This window comes from Flavobacterium swingsii, from assembly GCF_900111965.1.
Classification (GTDB): Bacteria; Bacteroidota; Bacteroidia; order Flavobacteriales; family Flavobacteriaceae; genus Flavobacterium; species Flavobacterium swingsii.
Genome location: NZ_FOJT01000006.1, coordinates 66,203 through 85,833, shown reverse-complemented (window position 1 = coordinate 85,833; position 19,631 = coordinate 66,203). Strand labels below are relative to the sequence as shown.

Here is a 19,631-nt window from a genome sequence, read left to right as displayed (position 1 = left end):
TCAAATATAGCAATATTGTTTAATTTTTCTTAAATCGAAGAATAAAGCTTTCATTAGTAATTAAAAATATTATTTTTGTTTAAAATTTATGACAATGAAATATTTCCTAACTATATTTATAAGTGTTTTATTATTAACAGGTTGCGATGACGGTGATTTAATTACCGAAAATTTTGTTTTTGAAAACGCATCGGTACAAAAATGTAGTAATTCGAATGTTTTATATAAAATTAATGATGTAGAAGCTTTAATTTTCAATACTCCAGAAACCAATTTTCCAAATACCGAAACTGCTGCAAACACACCTAGAATTGTAGCTATTGGTGGTAGCACATCGTTAATTTACAGAAAATTTGCAACAACAACATCTACAACTAATATTTGCGATACACCAACAATTCCTGTTCTAGAACAATGGACAGTAACTGGTGGAACTGCCGAAATTACGACAACCAAAATTTTAGATACTAACGGAATTGCCGTTGCTTACAATCACAATATTGTTTTTAAAAACATAACATTTGTAACGCCAGACAAACAAATAGTTTACGATTCGTACACTTTTGGAAGTTATAGAACCGAAATTGTGAACTTAAATTTTGATTATTCTCTCGCTACAACACAAAACTGTAGTGGAAATAATTTAATATTTAAATACAATAACAATAATGCTTTGTTATTAGATGTAGATGCTTCATTGTTCACTAACGCCGTAACTTCAGTTGGTTCGCCTAGAACTGCATTGATAAATAATACGACAAACAAAGTCGTTTATAGAGTTTATAACGGTAGTTTAAATACGAATTTCTTTTGTGCTGCCATTACACCTTCTACTCCAACACTTACCGAAGAATGGATTGCTGAAAATGGTGTGGCTGGAACAAGTGGCGAAATTAGAGTGGAAACAGTTGCTATTGATGCAACACATTTTAAACACACCATTACTTTATACAAAACAACTTTCAAGAAAGGGATTCTAACATATATTTATCCAACAAGTGATGATTTTGTTTTTGGTGAATATATAACGACTTTATAAACTATTCTTCTTCTGAATAAAATAAACTTCCGTTGCGCCAACACCATATTTCTGGTAATTTGCATCTTGGAAAGTAATGTTTTCGTAACGACCTAACAAAAAATCGAGTTCCGATTTTAGCACGCCTTCACCTACTCCATGTATAAAAACTACTTTGGGAATTCGGTTGCGGAGTGCAAAATCCATTTGTCGTTTTACCGTTTCAGTTTGAATGTTTAGAATGTCATAATTACTCATTCCTCGTTTGTTGGAAACCAGTTTTTCGATATGCAAATCTATCTCGAGAACAAATTCTTCTTTTTTAGATTTTTTCTCTTTTACAAAACTTCTTGGTTTGGGAATTTCCTTTTCTTTTGCTACTGATGTAAAATTAGTTTTAGAAATATTATGCATCAAATCGCTTGAAGATTCTATCAAAATAAGTTCTTTTTCGTTATAATCGAGTTCAAAACCATCTTCGGTTTCAATCGTTACTATTTTTCCATTCACTTTAAGAACAACACCATTTATAGCATCGTCTAAAACCGAAATATTATCTCCTTTTGCAAACATTATTCTTCGTTATCTTGATTTTTACTCGGCGTTTTTGCACTTAACTTCATCATACCAAAAAAGAATACAACTATTCCTATAATTTTCATCCAAAGGTTTGGTTTTACAGTATTCTGATTCCAAAATAAAGCGATTGCAATTAGAATCATTAGTATGATATATATGTTTTTTACTTTCATTTTTTTAGTTTATATCTCTTAATCTCAGTTGCAAAGTTACGTTTCCATTCCATTCGTTTTCATCGATACAATATACTGCATCAAATGTTTTTTTGTTAGATAAACAATCCATTTTTTGTGATAAATTAAAACCAATCGCGGCAAAACCTTCGCTATTATCTTGTTTTACAAACAATCGCAAATGTTCTTCTTCTTTACCCAATGTTTTTGCGTAACCTGTATCGTTTATGCTTTTTGAAACAAAAACAGGTGTCATATTTTGTGGACCAAATGGTTCAAATTGTTTTAAAATTCTAACTAATTTTTCATTTATAGCTGATAAATTAATTTCGGCATCAATAGAAATTTCAGGAATAAGCAAATCTGGATGAATACTATCCTTAACAACTTCTTCAAATTTATTTTTGAAAGCTTCGTAATTTTCTTCTTTCAAAGTCATTCCTGCAGCATACATGTGTCCGCCAAATTGTTCTAGATATTCCGCACTAGATTCTAAAGCATTATAAATATCAAAATCCTTAACAGAACGTGCTGAAGCTGCTAATTTATGACCACTTTTTGTAAAAACAATCGTTGGTTTATAATGTGTTTCTATCAATCTTGAAGCGACAATTCCGATAACTCCTTTGTGCCAATCTTCTTGGTAAACAACAGTTGTAAAGTTATTTTCTTCTTTATTATTTTCTATTTGCTGTAAAGCTTCAACGGTAATTTGTTTGTCTAAATCTTTTCTGTCGGCGTTAAAAATTTCTATTTGTGAAGCAAATTCTTCTGCTTGTGGCAAATCGAATTCTGTTAATAATTCGACTGCATAATTACCATGTTTTATTCGTCCTGCGGCATTTATTCTTGGTGCAATGATAAAAACTACATCGGTAATCGTGAGTACTTTCTTTTTTAAATTCTGACCCGAGACCGAAGGTCGAACAGACGAAGTAATTAAAGCCTGAATTCCTGGACGCGGATTTGTATTGATGACTTCCAATCCAAATTTTGCTAAAACTCTATTTTCACCTGTCATAGGAACAATATCGGCAGCAATTGCAGTAGCTACCAAATCTAAATATGGAATAAAATCTTCTATCGTTTGGTTTCGATTTTGACCTAAAGCTTGTATCAATTTAAAACCAACTCCACAACCACAAAGTTCGTCGTAAGGATAAGTGCAATCATCTCGTTTTGGGTCTAAAACGGCAACAGCTTCAGGCAAAAATACTCCTGGACGATGGTGGTCACAAATAATAAAATCGATATTTTTTTCTTTGGCATAAGCCACATGTTCTATCGATTTTATTCCACAATCTAAGGCAATAATAAGTGTGATTTCGTTATCATCTGCATAATCGATTCCTTTATACGAAATCCCGTAACCTTCGTCGTAACGGTCAGGAATATAAGTTGCTACGTTTTTATAATAGGATTTTAAGTAAGAGGAAACCAACGAAACTGCGGTTGTTCCATCGACATCGTAATCGCCAAAAACCATTATATTTTCCTTGTTTGCAATCGCTTTTTCAATTCTTTCGACAGCTTTATCCATATCTTTCATCAAATACGGATTGTGCAAATCATCTAAACTGGGACGAAAAAATGTTTTGGCTTGGTCGTAAGTTTCTATTCCGCGTTGGATTAGCAATGAAGCTACAAAATCTTCAATATTTAAGGCTTGCGCCAAATGTTTGATTTTATCTTCTGAAGGTTTTGGCTTGATTGTCCAACGCATAGTTATTTCGGATTATAAATTATATAGAAAAACAAATTTAGCGTAAAACATCGAATAATTTATGGTCAAAAAAAGTAAAAAATTATCAATTTTATTAAACTTAAAAATCAGTGAATCTCTGACTTTTAATTATTAAATTTGCATTCAATTAAAAATATATTACAGATGGATTTAATGGCAATGATGGGCAAAATGAAAGAAACCCAACAAAGAATAGAAGACACGAAAAAACGTTTAGACACCGTTCTTATTGACGAACAAAGTACTGACGGATTACTTAAAGTAACTATAACTGCAAATAATACGATAAAAAACATCTCTGTTAGCGATGCTTTACTTGAAGACAAAGAACAATTAGAAGATTATCTTGTTACGGTAATAAACAAAGCTATCGAAAAAGCGACAAGAGTAAACCTAACCGAACTTGACGCAGTTACAAAAGTAGATATGCCTATGATTCCTGGTATGGAAGATATGTTTAAATAAAAAATACGGATTTTATAAGGTTTATAAAAACGTTGATAATTTAGACCTGACAGGTTTTTGAAACCTGTCAGGTTTGTGTTGTAAACTAAAAATTATAGATTCAACGTCCCCGCGCTACACGCAGTTTGGGACTAAATTAAGCCCATTATTCGGATTTGCCAAATCTTCCAAATACAAAACCAGTTTCAGATTAAGCCTAATACCCAAATTGCTTGTAGCGTGTGTTAGTAAACGTTACTTATTTTCTTCAATCTCCCACATATTTTCACGCCATAAGGAGACTGCATCTATCACGTCATTGAAGTTCCAAGAGTCAGATAATTTTGTAAATCCTGTAAATACAGGTGAATTAGAACCAACTTCGTGAAAATATTTATCATTTTGCTCATCATAAAAATATTTATACTCAATACCTAAATCATTTAAAGTATTTGAAGTGTATTTATGCAATACAGATGGTAAATCTCGATGTTTATAATAATTAGCAATAGAAACTATGAGTTGAATTTTTGTTGATTGTGTATTCTCTATTTTTGTGCCGATTAAATATTTTAAATGTATTTTTTCTAATTCTGGATATAAATCAGATATACTACTATTAATGTAGTTTTGTAAAATGATAAAGACCGTGCCTACAAAATGCTCTGCGTCATCAGCATATAGCATATCCCAGTATTCATTGCCTTGGATTTTAACAGATTCTACAATTTCATTTAACTGTAGCTGAAAAGGTTCAATAAGTTTCCTTACTATATTAATTCTACTATCAATTCTATAAATATGTGGCATTATTCATTTCTTTAAATATTTGCCACTTTAATAGTTTTGTGGCTCTGCTCGGTAATGTCTACTAACGTTTGGATTCGCATAAATTATTAATTTATAATCTTACATTCTCAATTTTAAAAGTGTTTCCAAAACATACTCATGCATCACTTGACGATAATCTAAATGCGTCACAATTCGCAGCTTTCCTTGCCCCATAGAGCTGATATAAATTCCTTTTTCTTTGAATTTTTCGGTAATTATTTTTTCGTTTAGATAAGGTTGGATAGAAAATATTAGAATATTAGTTTCTACAGGTTCTATTTGCGCTATCCAAGGTAAAGTTTGCAAAACTTGCGCGATTTCTCTTGCTCGGCGATGGTCTTCTGCCAGACGTTCTATATGATTGTCTAAAGCGTAAATTCCTGCAGCAGCTAAATAACCTGCTTGTCGCATACCGCCACCAAAAATTTTACGAATTCGTAATGCTCTGTGAATAGTTTTTGCATCAGATACCAAAACTGAACCTATTGGCGCACCCAATCCTTTAGACAAACAAACCGAAATGGAATCAAATAATTCTCCGAATTGTGTTGGTGATTGTTTTTTAGCAACCAAAGCATTCCATAATCTGGCACCGTCAAGATGGTATTTTAAATTATTATCTAAACAAACTTGCTTTATTTCTCGAAGTGGTTGCAGGTCATAACAAGCGCCACCACCTTTATTTGTTGTATTTTCGATACTTACTAAACTCGTAAGTGGTGCATGATAAAATTCTGGATCGTTTATCGCATTTTTTACTAAATCGGCAGTAATCATACCTCGATTTCCATCGACAAGATTACAGGAAACACCACTGTTAAAAGATGCCCCGCCGCCTTCGTAATGGTAAATATGCGAGTATTTGTCGCAAATTACTTGCTCTCCAGGATTTGTATGTAACTTGATTGCCGTTTGGTTTGCCATAGTTCCTGACGGGAAAAACAAGGCACTTTCCATACCAAACATTGCTGCTACTTTTTCTTCTAAGGCGTTAACTGTTGGGTCTTGTTTGTACACATCATCGCCTACTTTTGCAGTAAACATAGCGTTTAACATTTCTTGAGTAGGCTTGGTTACGGTGTCGCTAACTAAATTTATTTCCATACTTCGGGTAAAATTCTTATTTTTGATGCTTAATTATAGATTACTGTCCTTTTCTAGCCCCGATAGTAGTGGAAATCCTTTTGCTTTTTTCTTTAGAAAGCAAAAGATTAGAACGGATAGCGGGAATAGCTTCAAATAACTATTACAAAACTAAACAATTTTATGACAAATACCGAACAAATAAAAGGTATTGTGGAGCGTCTTGGTGCGTTGAGGAGGTATCTTTGACGTTGATGCGAAACTAATAGAAATTACAAACGAGGAAGAAAAAACTTTTGCCCCCGATTTTTGGAACAACGCAAAAGCAGCCGAAATAATCGTAAAAAATCTCCGTTCGAAGAAAAAATGGGTCGAAGATTACAACAAAGCGGTCGAAATGGCCGACGAATTGCAATTGGCCTATGATTTTTATAAAGAAGGAGAACTTTCTGAACAAGAATTAGACCAGCAATATGAGGTTACCAATACGCATATTGAAGGAATTGAGTTTAAAAATATGCTTTCGGACGAAGGCGATTCTCTAAGTGCTGTTTTGCAAATTACTGCTGGTGCTGGTGGTACTGAAAGCTGCGATTGGGCCGAAATGCTTATGCGTATGTATATGATGTGGGCCGAAAATCAAGGTTATAAGATAAAAGAACTGAATTTTCAGAAAGGTGATGCGGCAGGAATTAAAACGGTGACTTTAGAAATTGAAGGCGATTATTCTTTTGGTTATCTGAAAGGTGAAAACGGCGTGCATAGATTGGTGCGAATTTCCCCTTTTGATAGCAATGCCAAGCGTCATACTTCGTTTGCTTCGGTTTATGTGTATCCGCTGGTTGATGATACGATTGAAATTGAGATAAATCCTGCTGATATTGAAATCATAACGGCTCGTTCTAGTGGTGCTGGTGGTCAAAATGTGAACAAGGTGGAAACTAAAGTACAATTGACACACAAACCGACGGGAATTCAGATTCAGTGTTCCGAAACACGTTCACAACACGATAATAGGAATCGAGCGATGCAAATGTTACGTTCGCAATTGTATGAAATTGAACTCAAAAAACAGCAAGAGCAACGCAACGATATTGAAGCCGGAAAAATGAAAATAGAATGGGGTTCTCAAATTAGAAATTATGTCATGCAACCTTACAAGTTAGTGAAAGATGTGCGAACTGGTCATGAAACTAGCGATGTAGACGGCGTAATGAATGGAAACATTGATGCTTTTCTGAAAGCATATTTAATGAAAATGGGACAAAAAGAAGAGTAATTTAAGTTTATATAATAGAAAAAGGTCTGAAAATTTCAGACCTTTTTGTTATATTTTAAAATAATAAATTACTTTATATATTCTATTTTTTGAGCTTCTTCAAGATTTATGCTGTCAAAGAAACCTTGAGCATTCATCCATTCGTCACTAAATACTTTACTCATATAACGAGAACCGTGATCTGGAAAAATAGCAATTACATTACTGTTCTCATCAAATTCTCCTTCTTCTGCATATTGTAAAATAGCTTGCATTACTGCTCCTGAAGTATATCCTACAAAAAGACCTTCGGTTTTTGCGATATTTCTTGTCATGTGTGCACTTTCTTCATCCGTTACTTTGACAAACTTATCAATAATATCAAAATCAGTTGCAGTAGGAATTAAATTTTTACCCAATCCTTCTATTCTGTATGGATAAATTTCATCGTTATCGAATTCTTTGGTTTCGTGGTATTTTTTTATCACAGAACCAAAAGCATCAACACCTAAAATTCTAATATTTGGATTTTGTTCTTTTAAATATTTTGCAGCGCCAGAAAGTGTTCCTCCTGTTCCTGTACAAGCTATTAAATGTGTTATTTTTCCTGAAGTTTGTTCCCAGATTTCTGGACCAGTAGTTTTATAATGTGCTTCAATATTCAAATCATTGAAATACTGATTGATATATACTGAACCTTTTGTTTCTTCGTGCAAACGTTTTGCTACATTGTAATAAGAGCGTTCGTCATCGGCAGATACGTGTGCTGGACAAACATAAACTTTTGCTCCCATACTTCGCAACATATCTATTTTATCTGCTGAAGATTTAGAACTTACTGCAAGAATACATTCGTATCCTTTTATAATACTAACCATCGCCAAACTGAAACCTGTATTACCAGATGTGGTTTCTATAATTGTATCCCCAGGTTTTAGTATTCCTTGTCTTTCTGCTTCTTCAATAATATATAACGCAATCCTGTCTTTAGTAGAATGTCCTGGGTTAAAGGCTTCCACTTTAGCATAAAAATTACCTCTTAATTCTTCGGTAATTTTATTGATTTTAATAAGTGGTGTATTACCTATTAGCCCTAAAACGTTATCGTAAGCTTTTATTTCTTGTTTCATATATATTGTAATCGTGGCTTATCTTGTTGAAATTTATATCACTCCAAACTCTGCAAATTTATAAAAAAAAATCTAACTACCTTTTAATTCCTTCTAAATCTAATAAAAAACTGAATTCTTTTGCAACTTCCTTAAGCGATTCGAAGCGTCCCGACGCGCCACCGTGGCCTGCATCCATATTTGTGTTAAGATAAAGTAAATTATTATCTGTTTTTAAAGTTCGTAATTTTGCCACCCATTTCGCTGGTTCCCAATATTGCACTTGCGAATCATGAAGTCCTGTGGTTACTAACATATTCGGGTATTTTTGTGCTATAATATTGTCATAAGGCGAATAAGATTTCATATAATCGTAATATTTTTTCTTGTTCGGATTTCCCCATTCGTCATATTCTCCCGTTGTTAATGGTATAGAATCGTCTAACATTGTCGTAATAACATCTACAAAAGGAACTTGTGCTATGATTCCGTTATACAATTCTGGCGCCATATTTATTACTGCTCCCATAAGTAATCCTCCTGCTGATCCGCCTTCTGCATATAAATGCTCGGCTGATGTGTATTTTTCTGATATTAAATATTTTGAACAATCTACAAAATCGCTAAAAGTATTTTTCTTTTTTAATAATTTTCCGTCTTCATACCAAGGTCTTCCCAAATCTTCACCTCCACGAATATGTGCAATAGCAAAAACAAAACCTCTATCTAAAAGAGATAATCTTGTGGTCGAAAATGTACAATCCATTGAATATCCGTAAGATCCGTAAGCATATTGCAATAGCGGATTGCTTCCATCGAGCTTCACTCCTACTTGATGAATCATCGAGATCGGGATTTTTGTTCCGTCATTGGCTGTAGCCCAAATTCTTTTTTCAATATAGTTATTTTTATCGAATTTCCCACCTAAAACTTCTTGTTCTTTTTTAATTTCTTTGGTTTTGGTTTTCATATTAAAATCGATAACCGAAGATGGTGTTGTTAACGATTGGTAACCGTAGCGAAGAATTTCAGTGTCAAAATCGACGTTAGCACCTGTTGCTGCCGAATACGTTTCGCTATCGAAAGGCAAATAATATTCTCCTTTCCCACTCCATGGCATGATTCGTATTTTATGCAAACCATTCTCGCGTTCTTCAACAACTAAATAATCTTTAAAAATTTCGATATCTTCTAACAAAACGTCTTCACGATGGGCAATTACTTCTGTCCAATTTTCTTTTGATGTTGACGTTTCTAAGGTTTTCATCAATTTGAAATTCTCAGCTTCGTCTTTATTCGTCATGATATAAAAACTATCGCCGTAATGATTGATACTGTATTCTAAACCACGAACACGTTTTTGAAACATTCTGAATTTTCCGTCAGGATTATCGGCTTCCAAAATCTGATATTCGGTTGTGAGCGTACTTCCAGACTCGATTGCCAAGTATTTTTTAGATTTCGATTTAGCAATATCTACATTATAAGTTTCGTCTTTTTCAAAATAAACCAAAACGTCTTCAGAAGATTTTGAACCTAATTTGTGTTTAAAAATCTTGTCCGAACGCAAAGTAACTTCGTTTTGTGTCGAATAAAATATGGTAAAATTATCGTTTGCCCAAACTGCCGAACCTGATGTATTTTCTATCTTATCAGATAAAATTTCGTTTGTTTCTAAGTTTTTTATTTGAATCGTATAAATTCTTCTTCCTACAACATCTGAACTAAAAATCGCCAATTTATTATCTGGACTAACACTTAATCCACCCAATTGAAAGTAAGTTTGGTCTTTTGCCATTTCGTTACAATCGAACAAAATTTCTTCGATAGCTTCTAAATTTCCTTTTTTACGAGAATATATTGGGTAATCTTGTCCTTTTTCGAAACGAGTAATATAATAATATCCGTTGTATAAGTAAGGAACCGACTGGTCGTCTTCCTTAATTCTGGCTTTCATTTCTTCGAATAATTCCGTTTGAAAAGCCTTTGTATCGGCTGTCATTTCGTTGTAATATTCGTTTTCTTTGTTTAGATAATCAATTACTTCTGAGTTTTCGCGATCGTTAAGCCAATAATAATTATCGATACGAATATCTTTATGTTTTTCTAAAGTATGTGGTTTTATAGTTGCTAAAGGAGCTTGTATTTTTTTAGACATTTTTATATTTAATTTGGACGGCAAAAATAGGGTAGAAATACTTTTTCTAACCACTAATTAACGAATTTATATGTATTTTAAATTTAGAAATTTACAAAATATCTAAACTTCCTTTTCCTTCACGAATAACTTCGGGTTCATGACCTGACAAATCGATAATTGTCGAGCCTATATTATCTCCATAACCACCATCGATAACTAAATCGACAAGGTTTTGCCATTTCTCAAAAATCAATTCTGGATCGGTTGTGTATTCTATTACATCATCATCATCGTGAATCGAAGTTGAAACGATAGGATTTCCTAACATTTTTACGATTTCTAAAGCAATATTATTATCTGGAACACGAATTCCGACCGTGGTTTTCTTTTTGAATTCTTTAGGTAAATTATTATTTCCTGGTAAAATAAAAGTATACGGTCCTGGTAAAGCTCGTTTTAAAATCTTAAAAGTAGAAGTATCTATTTGCTTTACATAATCGGAAATATTGCTCAAATCATGACAAACAAAAGAAAAATTGGCTTTTTCGAGCTTGATTCCTTTTATTTTTGCGATTCTCTCTAATGCTTTGGTATTGGTAATATCGCAACCCAAACCATAAACGGTATCGGTTGGATAAATGATAAGTCCACCATTTTTTAGTACATCAACTACTTTTTTAATGGCAGCTTCACTGGGATTGTCTGGATATATTTTGATGAATTGTGACATAAGAAAAATATTAGATTTTAGACTTCTGATTTTAGATTTTTTGGGTAATTAAATTTACTTCTTTTTCTTGCTTTTTACAACTCCTTTTTCGGCAAATTCTAAACCGTAATTAATAAATTCTAGTAACTTTTTTTCGTTTGATAACCCTTCAGATTCGACAAAAACCATTCCTTTGATTATTTTTCCTGTAAAATTCATCGGTCGAACATAATCTTTCTTTAATAAATCTTCATAATTAGTTTCCAAAACTCGCAACATGAGTTCTTCTTTAATTATACCAATGCACATTTTGTCATTTATCATAAATGCTAAACCACCAAACATTTTTTTCTCTACAAAATCTATGTTCTGTAAAATTAGGTTTTTCTTTATTCTAAACGCTAGTTCTTCATTGTAAGCCATGATTTTATGCTATAACATCTAACTTTGCAAATCGCAATAATAATTTTTTAATTCCGCCAACTTCAAACTTAATTTCGGCTTTTTTATCGGCACCAGCTCCTTCTAGATTTAAGATTTCTCCTTTTCCGAAGCGTTCGTGCATGACTATATTTCCTGCAACCAATTTATTATCAAATAAATTTGCATTATTAGAACCTGAATTGCTTGAAACAGGTTTTAGTTTACGAATATTTATATCCGATTTGGGTTCGTTATCTGTAATATATTTAGGTGGCGTTCCTGTTATAGGTTTTGCCAATCTTAGTTTCGATTTGTCTACATCACCAAAAATATCATGATCTATTTGGGGTTTGTATCTATAATTTGTTTCATGTGGTGTCAGATATTCTAAATATTCGCCATCTATTTCTTCAATAAATCGTGAAGGCTCGCTATCAGTGAGTTTTCCCCAACGGTAACGTGATTGTGCATACGTTAAATACGCTTGGTGTTCCGCACGAGTTAACGCTACATAAAACAAACGACGTTCTTCTTCGAGTTCGCTTCGGGTACTCATACTCATGGCACTTGGAAACAAATCTTCTTCCATTCCTACGACAAAAACCGTAGGAAATTCTAAGCCTTTTGCCAAGTGAATTGTCATTAATGCCACGCGATCTTCATCGGAAGTATCTTTATCTAAATCGGTTGCCAGAGCAACGTCTTCTAAAAACTCGGATAGTGCACCACGAGCACCATCTACTTCTACTTGACCATCGGTAAAATCCTTGATTCCGTTTAGTAATTCTTCGATATTTTCAATTCGGGCAATACCTTCTGGCGTTCCGTCTTTTTTTAGTTCCTGAATATATCCTGTTTTTTTTGCCACATGATCAGCAAGAAAAAAGGCATCTTGAGTTTCATTAATAACCTGAAAACTTTTTATCATTGTTACAAAATCTTGCAATCTTGTTTTGGTTCCAGAATTCAGTTTTAAATCGATTTTATCAATATGCTCCATCACTTCAAAAATGGAACGTTTGTAATGATTGGCTGCAATGGTTAGTTTTTCGACGGTGGTATCTCCTATTCCACGCGCTGGATAATTAATGACACGAATAAGCGCTTCTTCGTCTTTTGTATTGATAACCAAACGCAAATAACAGAGCACATCTTTTATTTCTTTCCTTTGATAGAAGGACAATCCACCATAAATCCTGTACGGAATATCACGTTTTCGCAAAGCATCTTCCATAGCACGAGATTGTGCATTGGTACGATACAAAATGGCAAACTGACCGTTTGTCATCTGGTTGGTCATTTTTTGCGTCCAGATTTCTCCTGCCACAAAACGACCTTCATCGTTGTCGGTTACGCTTCGATTTACTTTTATTTTTTGACCAAAATCATTGGCTGTCCAAACTACTTTATCTAGTTTGGTTTTATTTTTATCGATAACGGAATTTGCTGCTTCGACTATATTTTTTGATGAACGATAATTTTGTTCCAATCGAAACATTTTTACGTTTTCGTAATCTTTTTGAAAGTTCAATATATTATTAATGTTGGCACCACGGAAACCGTAAATACTTTGCGCATCATCACCAACCACACAAATATTCTGAAATCTATCCGACAGCGCTCGAACAATTAGATACTGCGAATGGTTTGTGTCTTGGTACTCATCGACCAAAATATAACGGAAACGATCCTGATATTTCATTAAAACTTCAGGAAAACGGGTTAGTAATTCATTGGTTTTTAGTAACAAATCATCAAAATCCATTGCTCCAGCTTTAAAACATCTTTCGACATAATTTTGGTAAATTTCGCCCAAACGTGGCTTTTTTGCCATCGCATCAGATTCCTGCAATTCGGGATTATTGAAGTAAGCTTTTACAGTAATTAAACTGTTTTTATAAGACGATATTTTACTGAAAACCTGTTTTGGTTTGTAAATATCTTTGTCCAACTGCATTTCTTTGATAATGGCGCCGATTAATCGTACCGAATCTTGTGCGTCATAAATCGTAAAATTGCTTGGATAACCCAATTTATCTGCTTCCGAACGAAGAATTCTTGCAAAAACCGAGTGAAAAGTTCCCATCCAAAGGTTTTTAGCTTCGGCATTTCCTACAATATCTGCAATACGTTTTTTCATTTCACGTGCTGCTTTGTTGGTAAATGTAAGTGCAAGAATATTAAAAGCATCGACGCCTTGACTCATCAAATTGGCAATTCTTACTGTAAGTACCCGTGTTTTTCCTGAGCCTGCTCCAGCAATTACAATCATTGGTCCATCTTTTTGTAAGACAGGTGCTTGTTGTGCTTCGTTAAGTTGGCTGATGTATTTTTGCATAATATTTAAAGTGGCAAAGGTTCTAAGTTACTGAGTTTCTAAGGTTTTCTCATGAACAACAAAAATACGTTTAGAAAAGTTGTATTACAATTATTTTTTTAAGTTTATTTGCAGAAGAAATTTCAATGTCAATTGCAAAAATCAATATCAATAAAAAAATTAAATAAAAATGGATAACTCAAAAATATTAGAAATACTGGCTTATACTTTACCATCAATAATTACTGGCGCTGTGGCATATTTTTTATTTAATTCTTATTTTAAAGACCAGCAAAATACGCGTCGTTGGTTATTACAAAAAGAAAATCAGAAAGATTCGTTGCCTTTGCGTTTGCAGGCTTATGAACGTATGGCATTGTTTTTAGAACGTATTAATCCGTCGAATTTATTAATTAGAATTACTCCTTTTTCTTCGGATAAAAACCACTACGAAAACTTAATTATTGAGCATATTAATCAAGAATACGAACACAATATTACCCAACAAATTTATGTAACTGACGAATGTTGGACTCTAATTCAAACCGCTAAAAACACAACGATTCAAAACATTCGTAAAACGAATATGAATGAGAAAGTAGATTCTGCAAACAAACTTCGTGAAGCTATTTTGAGAGATTTATTAGACGGCCAATCTCCAAGTACAATTGCTTTGTCGTTTTTGAAAGATGAAGTGGGAAGGATTATTTAGGTTATTCGTTAATTCGATTATTTGGTTATTTGGTTTTCGTTTAATAGTTTTTCTAAACTAACTTTTTCTTTATCAATAAGTTTTGGCAATAAATCATTAAAAAGCTTTCTAAATTCTTCTTTTTTAATCATTTCACGAATGGTTTCTTTGCCAAATTTTACGAACTGCCATTTGTGATGCGTTGTCGCATTTACTAACGAAGTTAAAACTCTTTCGTCCGAAGGATTTATTTTAATTAAAATTTCTAATGCATTTTGCCTAATTGAACTGTCAAAGTTAGTAGAAGCATAATTTACAATTTCGTTATAAAATTCGACTTTTTTTGTTGGCTCATATTCCTTTGTTCCCAAAGCTAATGTAAGCCAAATTATAGGAAGATTTTTGTCGTTTCTTCCTTGCCAGTCTTTCGATTTTTCTATTAACATTGTTCGGTTTTCAGGAAATTGTGCCCACAAATTTTGCAACGCTATTTCTCTTGTTGTATAAGATTTATCATCTAAAAAGCTTTCATATTGTTGTTTGAACTCTAAAGGGATTTTTGGCATTGTTTCAGCAACAGCTTGACGGATATTTATACCACCACTTTGCATTGCAATTTGTATTAATTCCTTTTTTTCATCGAAAGAAGTAGTTGCTAATTGATAAATTACTTCTTGTTTTATTGGATAAAATAGGTTTGATTTTAAGATATTTTCAAACTGAATCTTCTTTTCTGCAAACGGGATATTCTCATTTTTTTGTAAATCTAAATACTGTTTTATAAATTTATTTTTATTTAAAATCTGAATAGCTTCATTAACATTGAAACCTGGTTTTTCGAGCCAATTTTCCTTAAAATTATCTACATTATAATTGGAAACTTTTTTTATCTCAGCCAAAAAATCATCGGTAACCACATTTTTAAATTTGTATTTGTTTAGATAATTTTTTACCGCTTTTTGGAAGTTTTTTTCTCCAACTCCTTCTCTTAAAACATGCAAAGCCCAAGCTCCTTTTTTGTAAAAAGAAAGTGAACTGGCTTTTTCATTTAGGATTGGAATTGTATCGGTTTTACTAGCTTCTTTTAGTTCTTCAGCCATTTTTAGCAATTCATAATTAAAATGATCATCTCCAAAAATTTTCTTTTCTGCCAAAAGCGCATAATAACTTGCAAAACCTTCTTGTAACCAATGATCTTTGCCTGATTTTGCAGTAATCATGTCACCAAACCATTGGTGCGCCAACTCATGCGCATTTACATTTATATAATTTCTATCATTGAAACCTATGGCATCAACCACAAAATCTTGAGAGAAAATAGTTGCCGATGTGTTTTCCATTCCGGCATATAAAAAATCGTTTACAGGAACTTGTTTGTATATCTCCCAAGGATACTTCACTCCTATTTCGGATTCAAAAAAATCGAATATTTCCTTTGAATATCTATATGTTGATGCAAATTTATTTTTGTCTTCTGGCTTTAAATATTGTTCTAAAACAATTCCAGATTTCGAATTTAGAACTTGTTTTTCAAATTTCCCAATAGCAATCATCACTAAATAAGAAGACATTGGTTTTTGCATTTGGTAATGCCAAGATTTCAAATATTTATTTTCGGTATTTTGTATCAATTTTCCATTAGAAATCACTTGATAATCAGAATCGAAAGCTATAGTTAAATTAAAAATTATTTTCTCATTTACATCATCAAAACTAGGCAACCAATTACTTGTATATTTCCCTTGACCTTGCGTCCAGATCTGAAGTCCTTCATTTTCTCCATTGAAATAAAGTGTTTGTTTTGGTGTTGCTTTATAGTCAAAAATTAGAGTGTTTTTTCCTGTTTTAAAACCTTCAAACAATTGCAATTCTTTGCCTGAATTTTTAAAATTCACTTCATTTCCATTAATTTTTACTGATGAAAATTCCATTCGTTTTGCATCAATTTTAATCGTGTCGACAGAAGATTTTACAATAAAATCATATTTTATTTGACCCGAAATCGATTTTTCAATAGCACTTGGAACTAGCAAACCATTCATCGAAATAAAATCAACTTTTTGCGTTTGTTGGGCAAAAGAAAATGCGGAAAATAAAAGAAAAATATATTTCATACAATTTGAATCTAAAGTTCAAAAATACAAAGGAATTTCTGACTTTTTAGTAAGTTTACACTCAAATAAAAAATTGTGAAAAAGAAAGCCATTTTTAATTGGAGTAGCGGAAAAGATTCTGCTTTGGCATTATATAAAACTTTACAAAATTCTGAAATAGAAATTGTTTCGTTGCTTACAAGCGTCAATAAAAAATATAATCGCATTTCCATGCACGGTGTTCGTACTGAATTATTAGAACAACAAGCCAAAAGTATTGGTTTACCGCTTCATATCATGGAAATTCCTGAAATGCCTAGCATGGAAGATTATGAAAAAGTGATGCAAGAAACATTAACTAAATTCAAAGAAAAAGGAATAACGCATTCTATTTTTGGTGATATTTTTCTAGAAGATTTACGAAAATATCGTGAAGATAAATTAGCCCAAATGCAACTGGAAGCTATTTTCCCTTTATGGAAAATTCCGACCAAAGATTTAATTCATGAATTTTTAGATTTAGGCTTCAAAACTATTGTTGTTTGTGTCAATGAGAAAAATCTTGACAAAAGTTTCGTCGGTCGAATTATTGATGCGCAGTTTATTGCCGATTTACCAGATGATGTCGATGTTTGTGGCGAAAATGGCGAATTTCATACTTTTACTTTCGATGGACCAATTTTTAAAAAACCAATAGAATTTGAAATTGGAGAAATTGTATATAGAAAATACGAAAAACCAAAACAAGAATCTTCTAATACAGCTTGCGACACGAGTAGTTCCGATGCTTTCGATTTCGGATTTTGGTATTGTGATTTGATTCCGAAATAGGTTTACGAAATTTTAAATTATCATTATCTTCGCTTTATCAATTCAAAATAATAAATGTCTAACAATCTCTTCGAAACTCCCATAGAATACCTAAAAGGCGTTGGTCCGCAACGTGGAGATTTGTTGCGCAAGGAATTGGGGATTTTCAAATACGGAGATTTAATTAATTTTTATCCAAACAGATATTTAGACCGAACCAAATATTATAAGATTAATGAATTACAGAATTCTACTGCTGAAGTTCAAATAATTGGTAAAGTTATTAATATAAAAACGGTCGAATTTGCCAAAGGAAAAAGCCGATTGGTAGCTACTTTTATCGATGATACAGGTCAAATGGAATTGGTTTGGTTTCAAGGTCAAAAATGGGTTAAAGAAAGCTTGAAACTCAATGTGGTTTACGTCATTTTCGGAAAAACAACTTCGTTCAATAATACATTTAATATGGCACATCCAGAAATGGAATTGCTTACAGAACACGAGCAAAGCATACGTTCCGCCATGCAACCAGTGTATCCAAGTACTGAAAAATTGACTAGCAGAGGAATTTCAAACAAGGTTGTAAACAAAATGATGCAACAATTGTTCCTGGAAACCCATACTTTATTTTCGGAAACATTACCCACTTATTTAACCGAAGAATTAAAACTGATTTCTAAAAAAGATGCTTTAATAAACATTCATTTCCCAAGAAATGCAGAAGCTTTGGCGAAAGCCCAATTTCGATTAAAATTTGAAGAATTATTTTTTATTCAATTGCAATTAATTACCAAAAACTTAATCCGAAAACACAAAATAAAAGGTTTCCCTTTTGATAAAGTAGGAACTTATTTTACGGAATTTTTCAACAATCATTTGCCTTTCGATTTGACCAATGCTCAAAAAAGAGTACTCAAAGAAATTAGAAATGACATGGGAAATCCTGCCCAAATGAACCGATTATTGCAAGGCGATGTTGGTTCAGGAAAAACAATTGTTGCCTTTATGAGTATGCTTTTGGCACTAGATAATGGTTTTCAAGCTTGTTTGATGGCACCAACAGAAATCTTAGCCAACCAACATTTTATAGGATTATCTGAATTAGCTAAAGACTTAAATATCAATATAAAAATACTAACTGGTTCAAGTAATACCAAAGCCAGAAAAATCATTCATGAAGAACTAGAAAACGGCAGTTTAGATATTTTAATTGGTACACATGCTTTGTTGGAAGACAAAGTAAAATTCAAAAATTTAGGACTGGCAATTATCGATGAGCAACATCGTTTTGGTGTAGAACAACGTTCTAAATTATGGAAAAAAAACACGATTCCGCCCCATGTTTTGGTTATGACTGCCACACCAATTCCCAGAACTTTAGCCATGAGTTTATATGGCGACTTAGATATTTCGGTAATAGATGAGTTACCTCCAGGTAGAAAACCAATACAAACCGTGCATCGATACGATTCTAATCGATTGAAAGTTTGGCATTTTATTCGTGAGGAAATTGCAAAAGGTAGACAGATATATATCGTATATCCATTAATACAAGAATCTGAAAAAATGGATTTCAAAGATTTGATGGACGGTTACGAGAGTATTTCTCGCGATTTTCCGTTACCAAAATATGCGATTTCTATTCTTCACGGAAAAATGAAACCTGCCGATAAAGATGCCGAAATGAAGCGCTTTGCCGAAGGGAAAACCAATATTATGGTCGCCACAACAGTAATTGAAGTTGGCGTAAACATTCCTAACGCCAGTGTCATGATTGTAGAAAGTGCCGAACGCTTTGGCTTGTCGCAACTACATCAATTGCGTGGTCGTGTAGGTCGTGGTGCCGACCAAAGTTATTGCATCTTAATGACTTCACACAAAATTGGTGCCGATTCTAAAACTAGAATGGAAACCATGGTGACTACCAATGATGGCTTCGAAATTGCCGAAGTAGATCTCAAACTTCGTGGTCCTGGCGATATTATGGGTAAACAACAAAGTGGCGTTTTAAATCTTCAAATTGCCGATTTAGTTCGTGACAAAGACATATTATTACTGGCTCGAAATTATGCCTTACAATTACTAAAAGACGATGCTCCTATGGAAAAACCCGAACATCAAACTTTGCGAAAAGTATTTATAGAAATCTCTAAGAAAAAGAATATCTGGAATTATATAAGTTAAAAAATATTATGTTTTAAAAGCCTAT

General features: G+C 32.9%; 17 protein-coding genes. 6 read left to right on the top strand and 11 right to left on the bottom strand.

Translation table 11 applies throughout. The features are described from left to right. Window positions 1–94 precede the first annotated feature (94 nt). The gene (locus BM053_RS11075; protein ID WP_091477400.1) at window positions 95–1,039 is read left to right on the top strand and encodes a hypothetical protein; all 945 of its coding nucleotides are present in this window, start codon (window positions 95–97) and stop codon (window positions 1,037–1,039) included. Here BM053_RS11075 and BM053_RS11070 read toward each other — a convergent pair. From BM053_RS11070 to recJ, 3 genes are read right to left on the bottom strand one after another with little or no spacing between them, the layout of a single operon-like run. Further along, a complete protein-coding gene (locus tag BM053_RS11070) occupies window positions 1,034–1,591 on the bottom strand; it encodes a Smr/MutS family protein (RefSeq protein ID WP_091477399.1) in 558 nt (185 codons plus the stop codon). The genes BM053_RS11075 and BM053_RS11070 overlap by 6 nt on opposite strands. Next, complete coding sequence (locus BM053_RS11065) at window positions 1,591–1,770, bottom strand: hypothetical protein (RefSeq protein WP_091477397.1); 180 nt, start codon at window positions 1,768–1,770, stop codon at window positions 1,591–1,593. Before BM053_RS11065 ends, BM053_RS11070 begins: the two co-directional genes overlap by 1 nt. Before the next feature lie 4 nt (window positions 1,771–1,774). After that, entirely contained in the window at window positions 1,775–3,493 is a 1,719-nt protein-coding gene (gene recJ / locus BM053_RS11060; RefSeq protein WP_091477395.1) for a single-stranded-DNA-specific exonuclease RecJ, read from the bottom strand. Window positions 3,494–3,658: 165 nt separating this feature from the next. Between recJ and BM053_RS11055 the strand changes: the two genes are divergently transcribed. Then, window positions 3,659–3,979, top strand: coding sequence for a YbaB/EbfC family nucleoid-associated protein (locus BM053_RS11055; RefSeq protein ID WP_091477394.1), 321 nt, complete (start codon window positions 3,659–3,661; stop codon window positions 3,977–3,979). A 234-nt stretch (window positions 3,980–4,213) separates the two neighbouring features. Here the strand turns inward: BM053_RS11055 and BM053_RS11050 are convergent, their stop codons facing one another. Continuing rightward, the gene (locus BM053_RS11050; RefSeq protein WP_091477392.1) at window positions 4,214–4,768 is read right to left on the bottom strand and encodes a hypothetical protein; all 555 of its coding nucleotides are present in this window, start codon (window positions 4,766–4,768) and stop codon (window positions 4,214–4,216) included. A gap of 99 nt (window positions 4,769–4,867) precedes the next feature. Next, window positions 4,868–5,893: a threonine aldolase family protein gene (locus BM053_RS11045; protein ID WP_091477390.1), complete on the bottom strand. Its 1,026-nt coding sequence runs from the start codon at window positions 5,891–5,893 to the stop codon at window positions 4,868–4,870. Between the two features lie 162 nt (window positions 5,894–6,055). On the opposite strand from BM053_RS11045, the gene prfB reads away from it, so the two are divergent. Beyond that, window positions 6,056–7,151, top strand: a protein-coding gene (gene prfB / locus BM053_RS11040) for a peptide chain release factor 2 (protein ID WP_143076481.1) whose coding sequence is annotated in 2 segments (ribosomal slippage) — window positions 6,056–6,118 and window positions 6,120–7,151 — 1,095 coding nt in all. Because the reading frame shifts where the segments join, the coding sequence is not laid out codon by codon here. Window positions 7,152–7,219: 68 nt separating this feature from the next. On the opposite strand, the gene BM053_RS11035 is transcribed toward prfB, so the two are convergent. From BM053_RS11035 to BM053_RS11015, 5 genes are all read right to left on the bottom strand, one after another. After that, window positions 7,220–8,260 (bottom strand): cysteate synthase, encoded by a 1,041-nt coding sequence (locus BM053_RS11035; RefSeq protein WP_091477386.1) that lies wholly within the window; start codon window positions 8,258–8,260, stop codon window positions 7,220–7,222. A 76-nt stretch (window positions 8,261–8,336) separates the two neighbouring features. Further along, a complete protein-coding gene (locus tag BM053_RS11030) occupies window positions 8,337–10,397 on the bottom strand; it encodes a S9 family peptidase (RefSeq protein ID WP_091477384.1) in 2,061 nt (686 codons plus the stop codon). A gap of 91 nt (window positions 10,398–10,488) precedes the next feature. Then, window positions 10,489–11,109, bottom strand: a complete 621-nt coding sequence (locus BM053_RS11025) for an L-threonylcarbamoyladenylate synthase (RefSeq protein WP_091477382.1) — start codon at window positions 11,107–11,109, stop codon at window positions 10,489–10,491. A gap of 54 nt (window positions 11,110–11,163) precedes the next feature. Next, the gene (locus BM053_RS11020) at window positions 11,164–11,511 is read right to left on the bottom strand and encodes a TfoX/Sxy family protein (RefSeq protein WP_091477380.1); all 348 of its coding nucleotides are present in this window, start codon (window positions 11,509–11,511) and stop codon (window positions 11,164–11,166) included. A 4-nt stretch (window positions 11,512–11,515) separates the two neighbouring features. Next, the gene (locus BM053_RS11015; RefSeq protein ID WP_091477378.1) at window positions 11,516–13,849 is read right to left on the bottom strand and encodes an ATP-dependent helicase; all 2,334 of its coding nucleotides are present in this window, start codon (window positions 13,847–13,849) and stop codon (window positions 11,516–11,518) included. A 169-nt stretch (window positions 13,850–14,018) separates the two neighbouring features. Between BM053_RS11015 and BM053_RS11010 the strand changes: the two genes are divergently transcribed. After that, window positions 14,019–14,540: a DUF7935 family protein gene (locus tag BM053_RS11010; protein ID WP_091477377.1), complete on the top strand. Its 522-nt coding sequence runs from the start codon at window positions 14,019–14,021 to the stop codon at window positions 14,538–14,540. Window positions 14,541–14,557: 17 nt separating this feature from the next. Here the strand turns inward: BM053_RS11010 and BM053_RS11005 are convergent, their stop codons facing one another. Next, complete coding sequence (locus tag BM053_RS11005) at window positions 14,558–16,633, bottom strand: M1 family metallopeptidase (RefSeq protein WP_091477375.1); 2,076 nt, start codon at window positions 16,631–16,633, stop codon at window positions 14,558–14,560. Between the two features lie 75 nt (window positions 16,634–16,708). Between BM053_RS11005 and BM053_RS11000 the strand changes: the two genes are divergently transcribed. Further along, window positions 16,709–17,443 carry a Dph6-related ATP pyrophosphatase gene (locus tag BM053_RS11000; protein WP_091477373.1) on the top strand — a complete coding sequence of 245 codons (735 nt, stop codon included), beginning with the start codon at window positions 16,709–16,711 and terminating at the stop codon, window positions 17,441–17,443. A gap of 54 nt (window positions 17,444–17,497) precedes the next feature. Further along, on the top strand, window positions 17,498–19,606 hold the full coding sequence (gene recG / locus BM053_RS10995; RefSeq protein ID WP_091477371.1) for an ATP-dependent DNA helicase RecG: 2,109 nt from the start codon (window positions 17,498–17,500) through the stop codon (window positions 19,604–19,606). Window positions 19,607–19,631: the final 25 nt, after the last annotated feature.

Coding starts and splice junctions, on each gene's coding strand:
- recG (WP_091477371.1), top strand. CDS start 17,498: ATGTCTAACAATCTCTTCGAAACTCCCATAGAATACCTAAAAGGCGTT.
- BM053_RS11070 (WP_091477399.1), bottom strand. CDS start 1,591: ATGTTTGCAAAAGGAGATAATATTTCGGTTTTAGACGATGCTATAAAT.
- BM053_RS11055 (WP_091477394.1), top strand. CDS start 3,659: ATGGATTTAATGGCAATGATGGGCAAAATGAAAGAAACCCAACAAAGA.
- BM053_RS11010 (WP_091477377.1), top strand. CDS start 14,019: ATGGATAACTCAAAAATATTAGAAATACTGGCTTATACTTTACCATCA.
- BM053_RS11065 (WP_091477397.1), bottom strand. CDS start 1,770: ATGAAAGTAAAAAACATATATATCATACTAATGATTCTAATTGCAATC.
- BM053_RS11045 (WP_091477390.1), bottom strand. CDS start 5,893: ATGGAAATAAATTTAGTTAGCGACACCGTAACCAAGCCTACTCAAGAA.
- BM053_RS11015 (WP_091477378.1), bottom strand. CDS start 13,849: ATGCAAAAATACATCAGCCAACTTAACGAAGCACAACAAGCACCTGTC.
- BM053_RS11075 (WP_091477400.1), top strand. CDS start 95: ATGAAATATTTCCTAACTATATTTATAAGTGTTTTATTATTAACAGGT.
- BM053_RS11050 (WP_091477392.1), bottom strand. CDS start 4,768: ATGCCACATATTTATAGAATTGATAGTAGAATTAATATAGTAAGGAAA.
- BM053_RS11005 (WP_091477375.1), bottom strand. CDS start 16,633: ATGAAATATATTTTTCTTTTATTTTCCGCATTTTCTTTTGCCCAACAA.
- BM053_RS11020 (WP_091477380.1), bottom strand. CDS start 11,511: ATGGCTTACAATGAAGAACTAGCGTTTAGAATAAAGAAAAACCTAATT.
- BM053_RS11030 (WP_091477384.1), bottom strand. CDS start 10,397: ATGTCTAAAAAAATACAAGCTCCTTTAGCAACTATAAAACCACATACT.
- BM053_RS11035 (WP_091477386.1), bottom strand. CDS start 8,260: ATGAAACAAGAAATAAAAGCTTACGATAACGTTTTAGGGCTAATAGGT.
- recJ (WP_091477395.1), bottom strand. CDS start 3,493: ATGCGTTGGACAATCAAGCCAAAACCTTCAGAAGATAAAATCAAACAT.
- BM053_RS11025 (WP_091477382.1), bottom strand. CDS start 11,109: ATGTCACAATTCATCAAAATATATCCAGACAATCCCAGTGAAGCTGCC.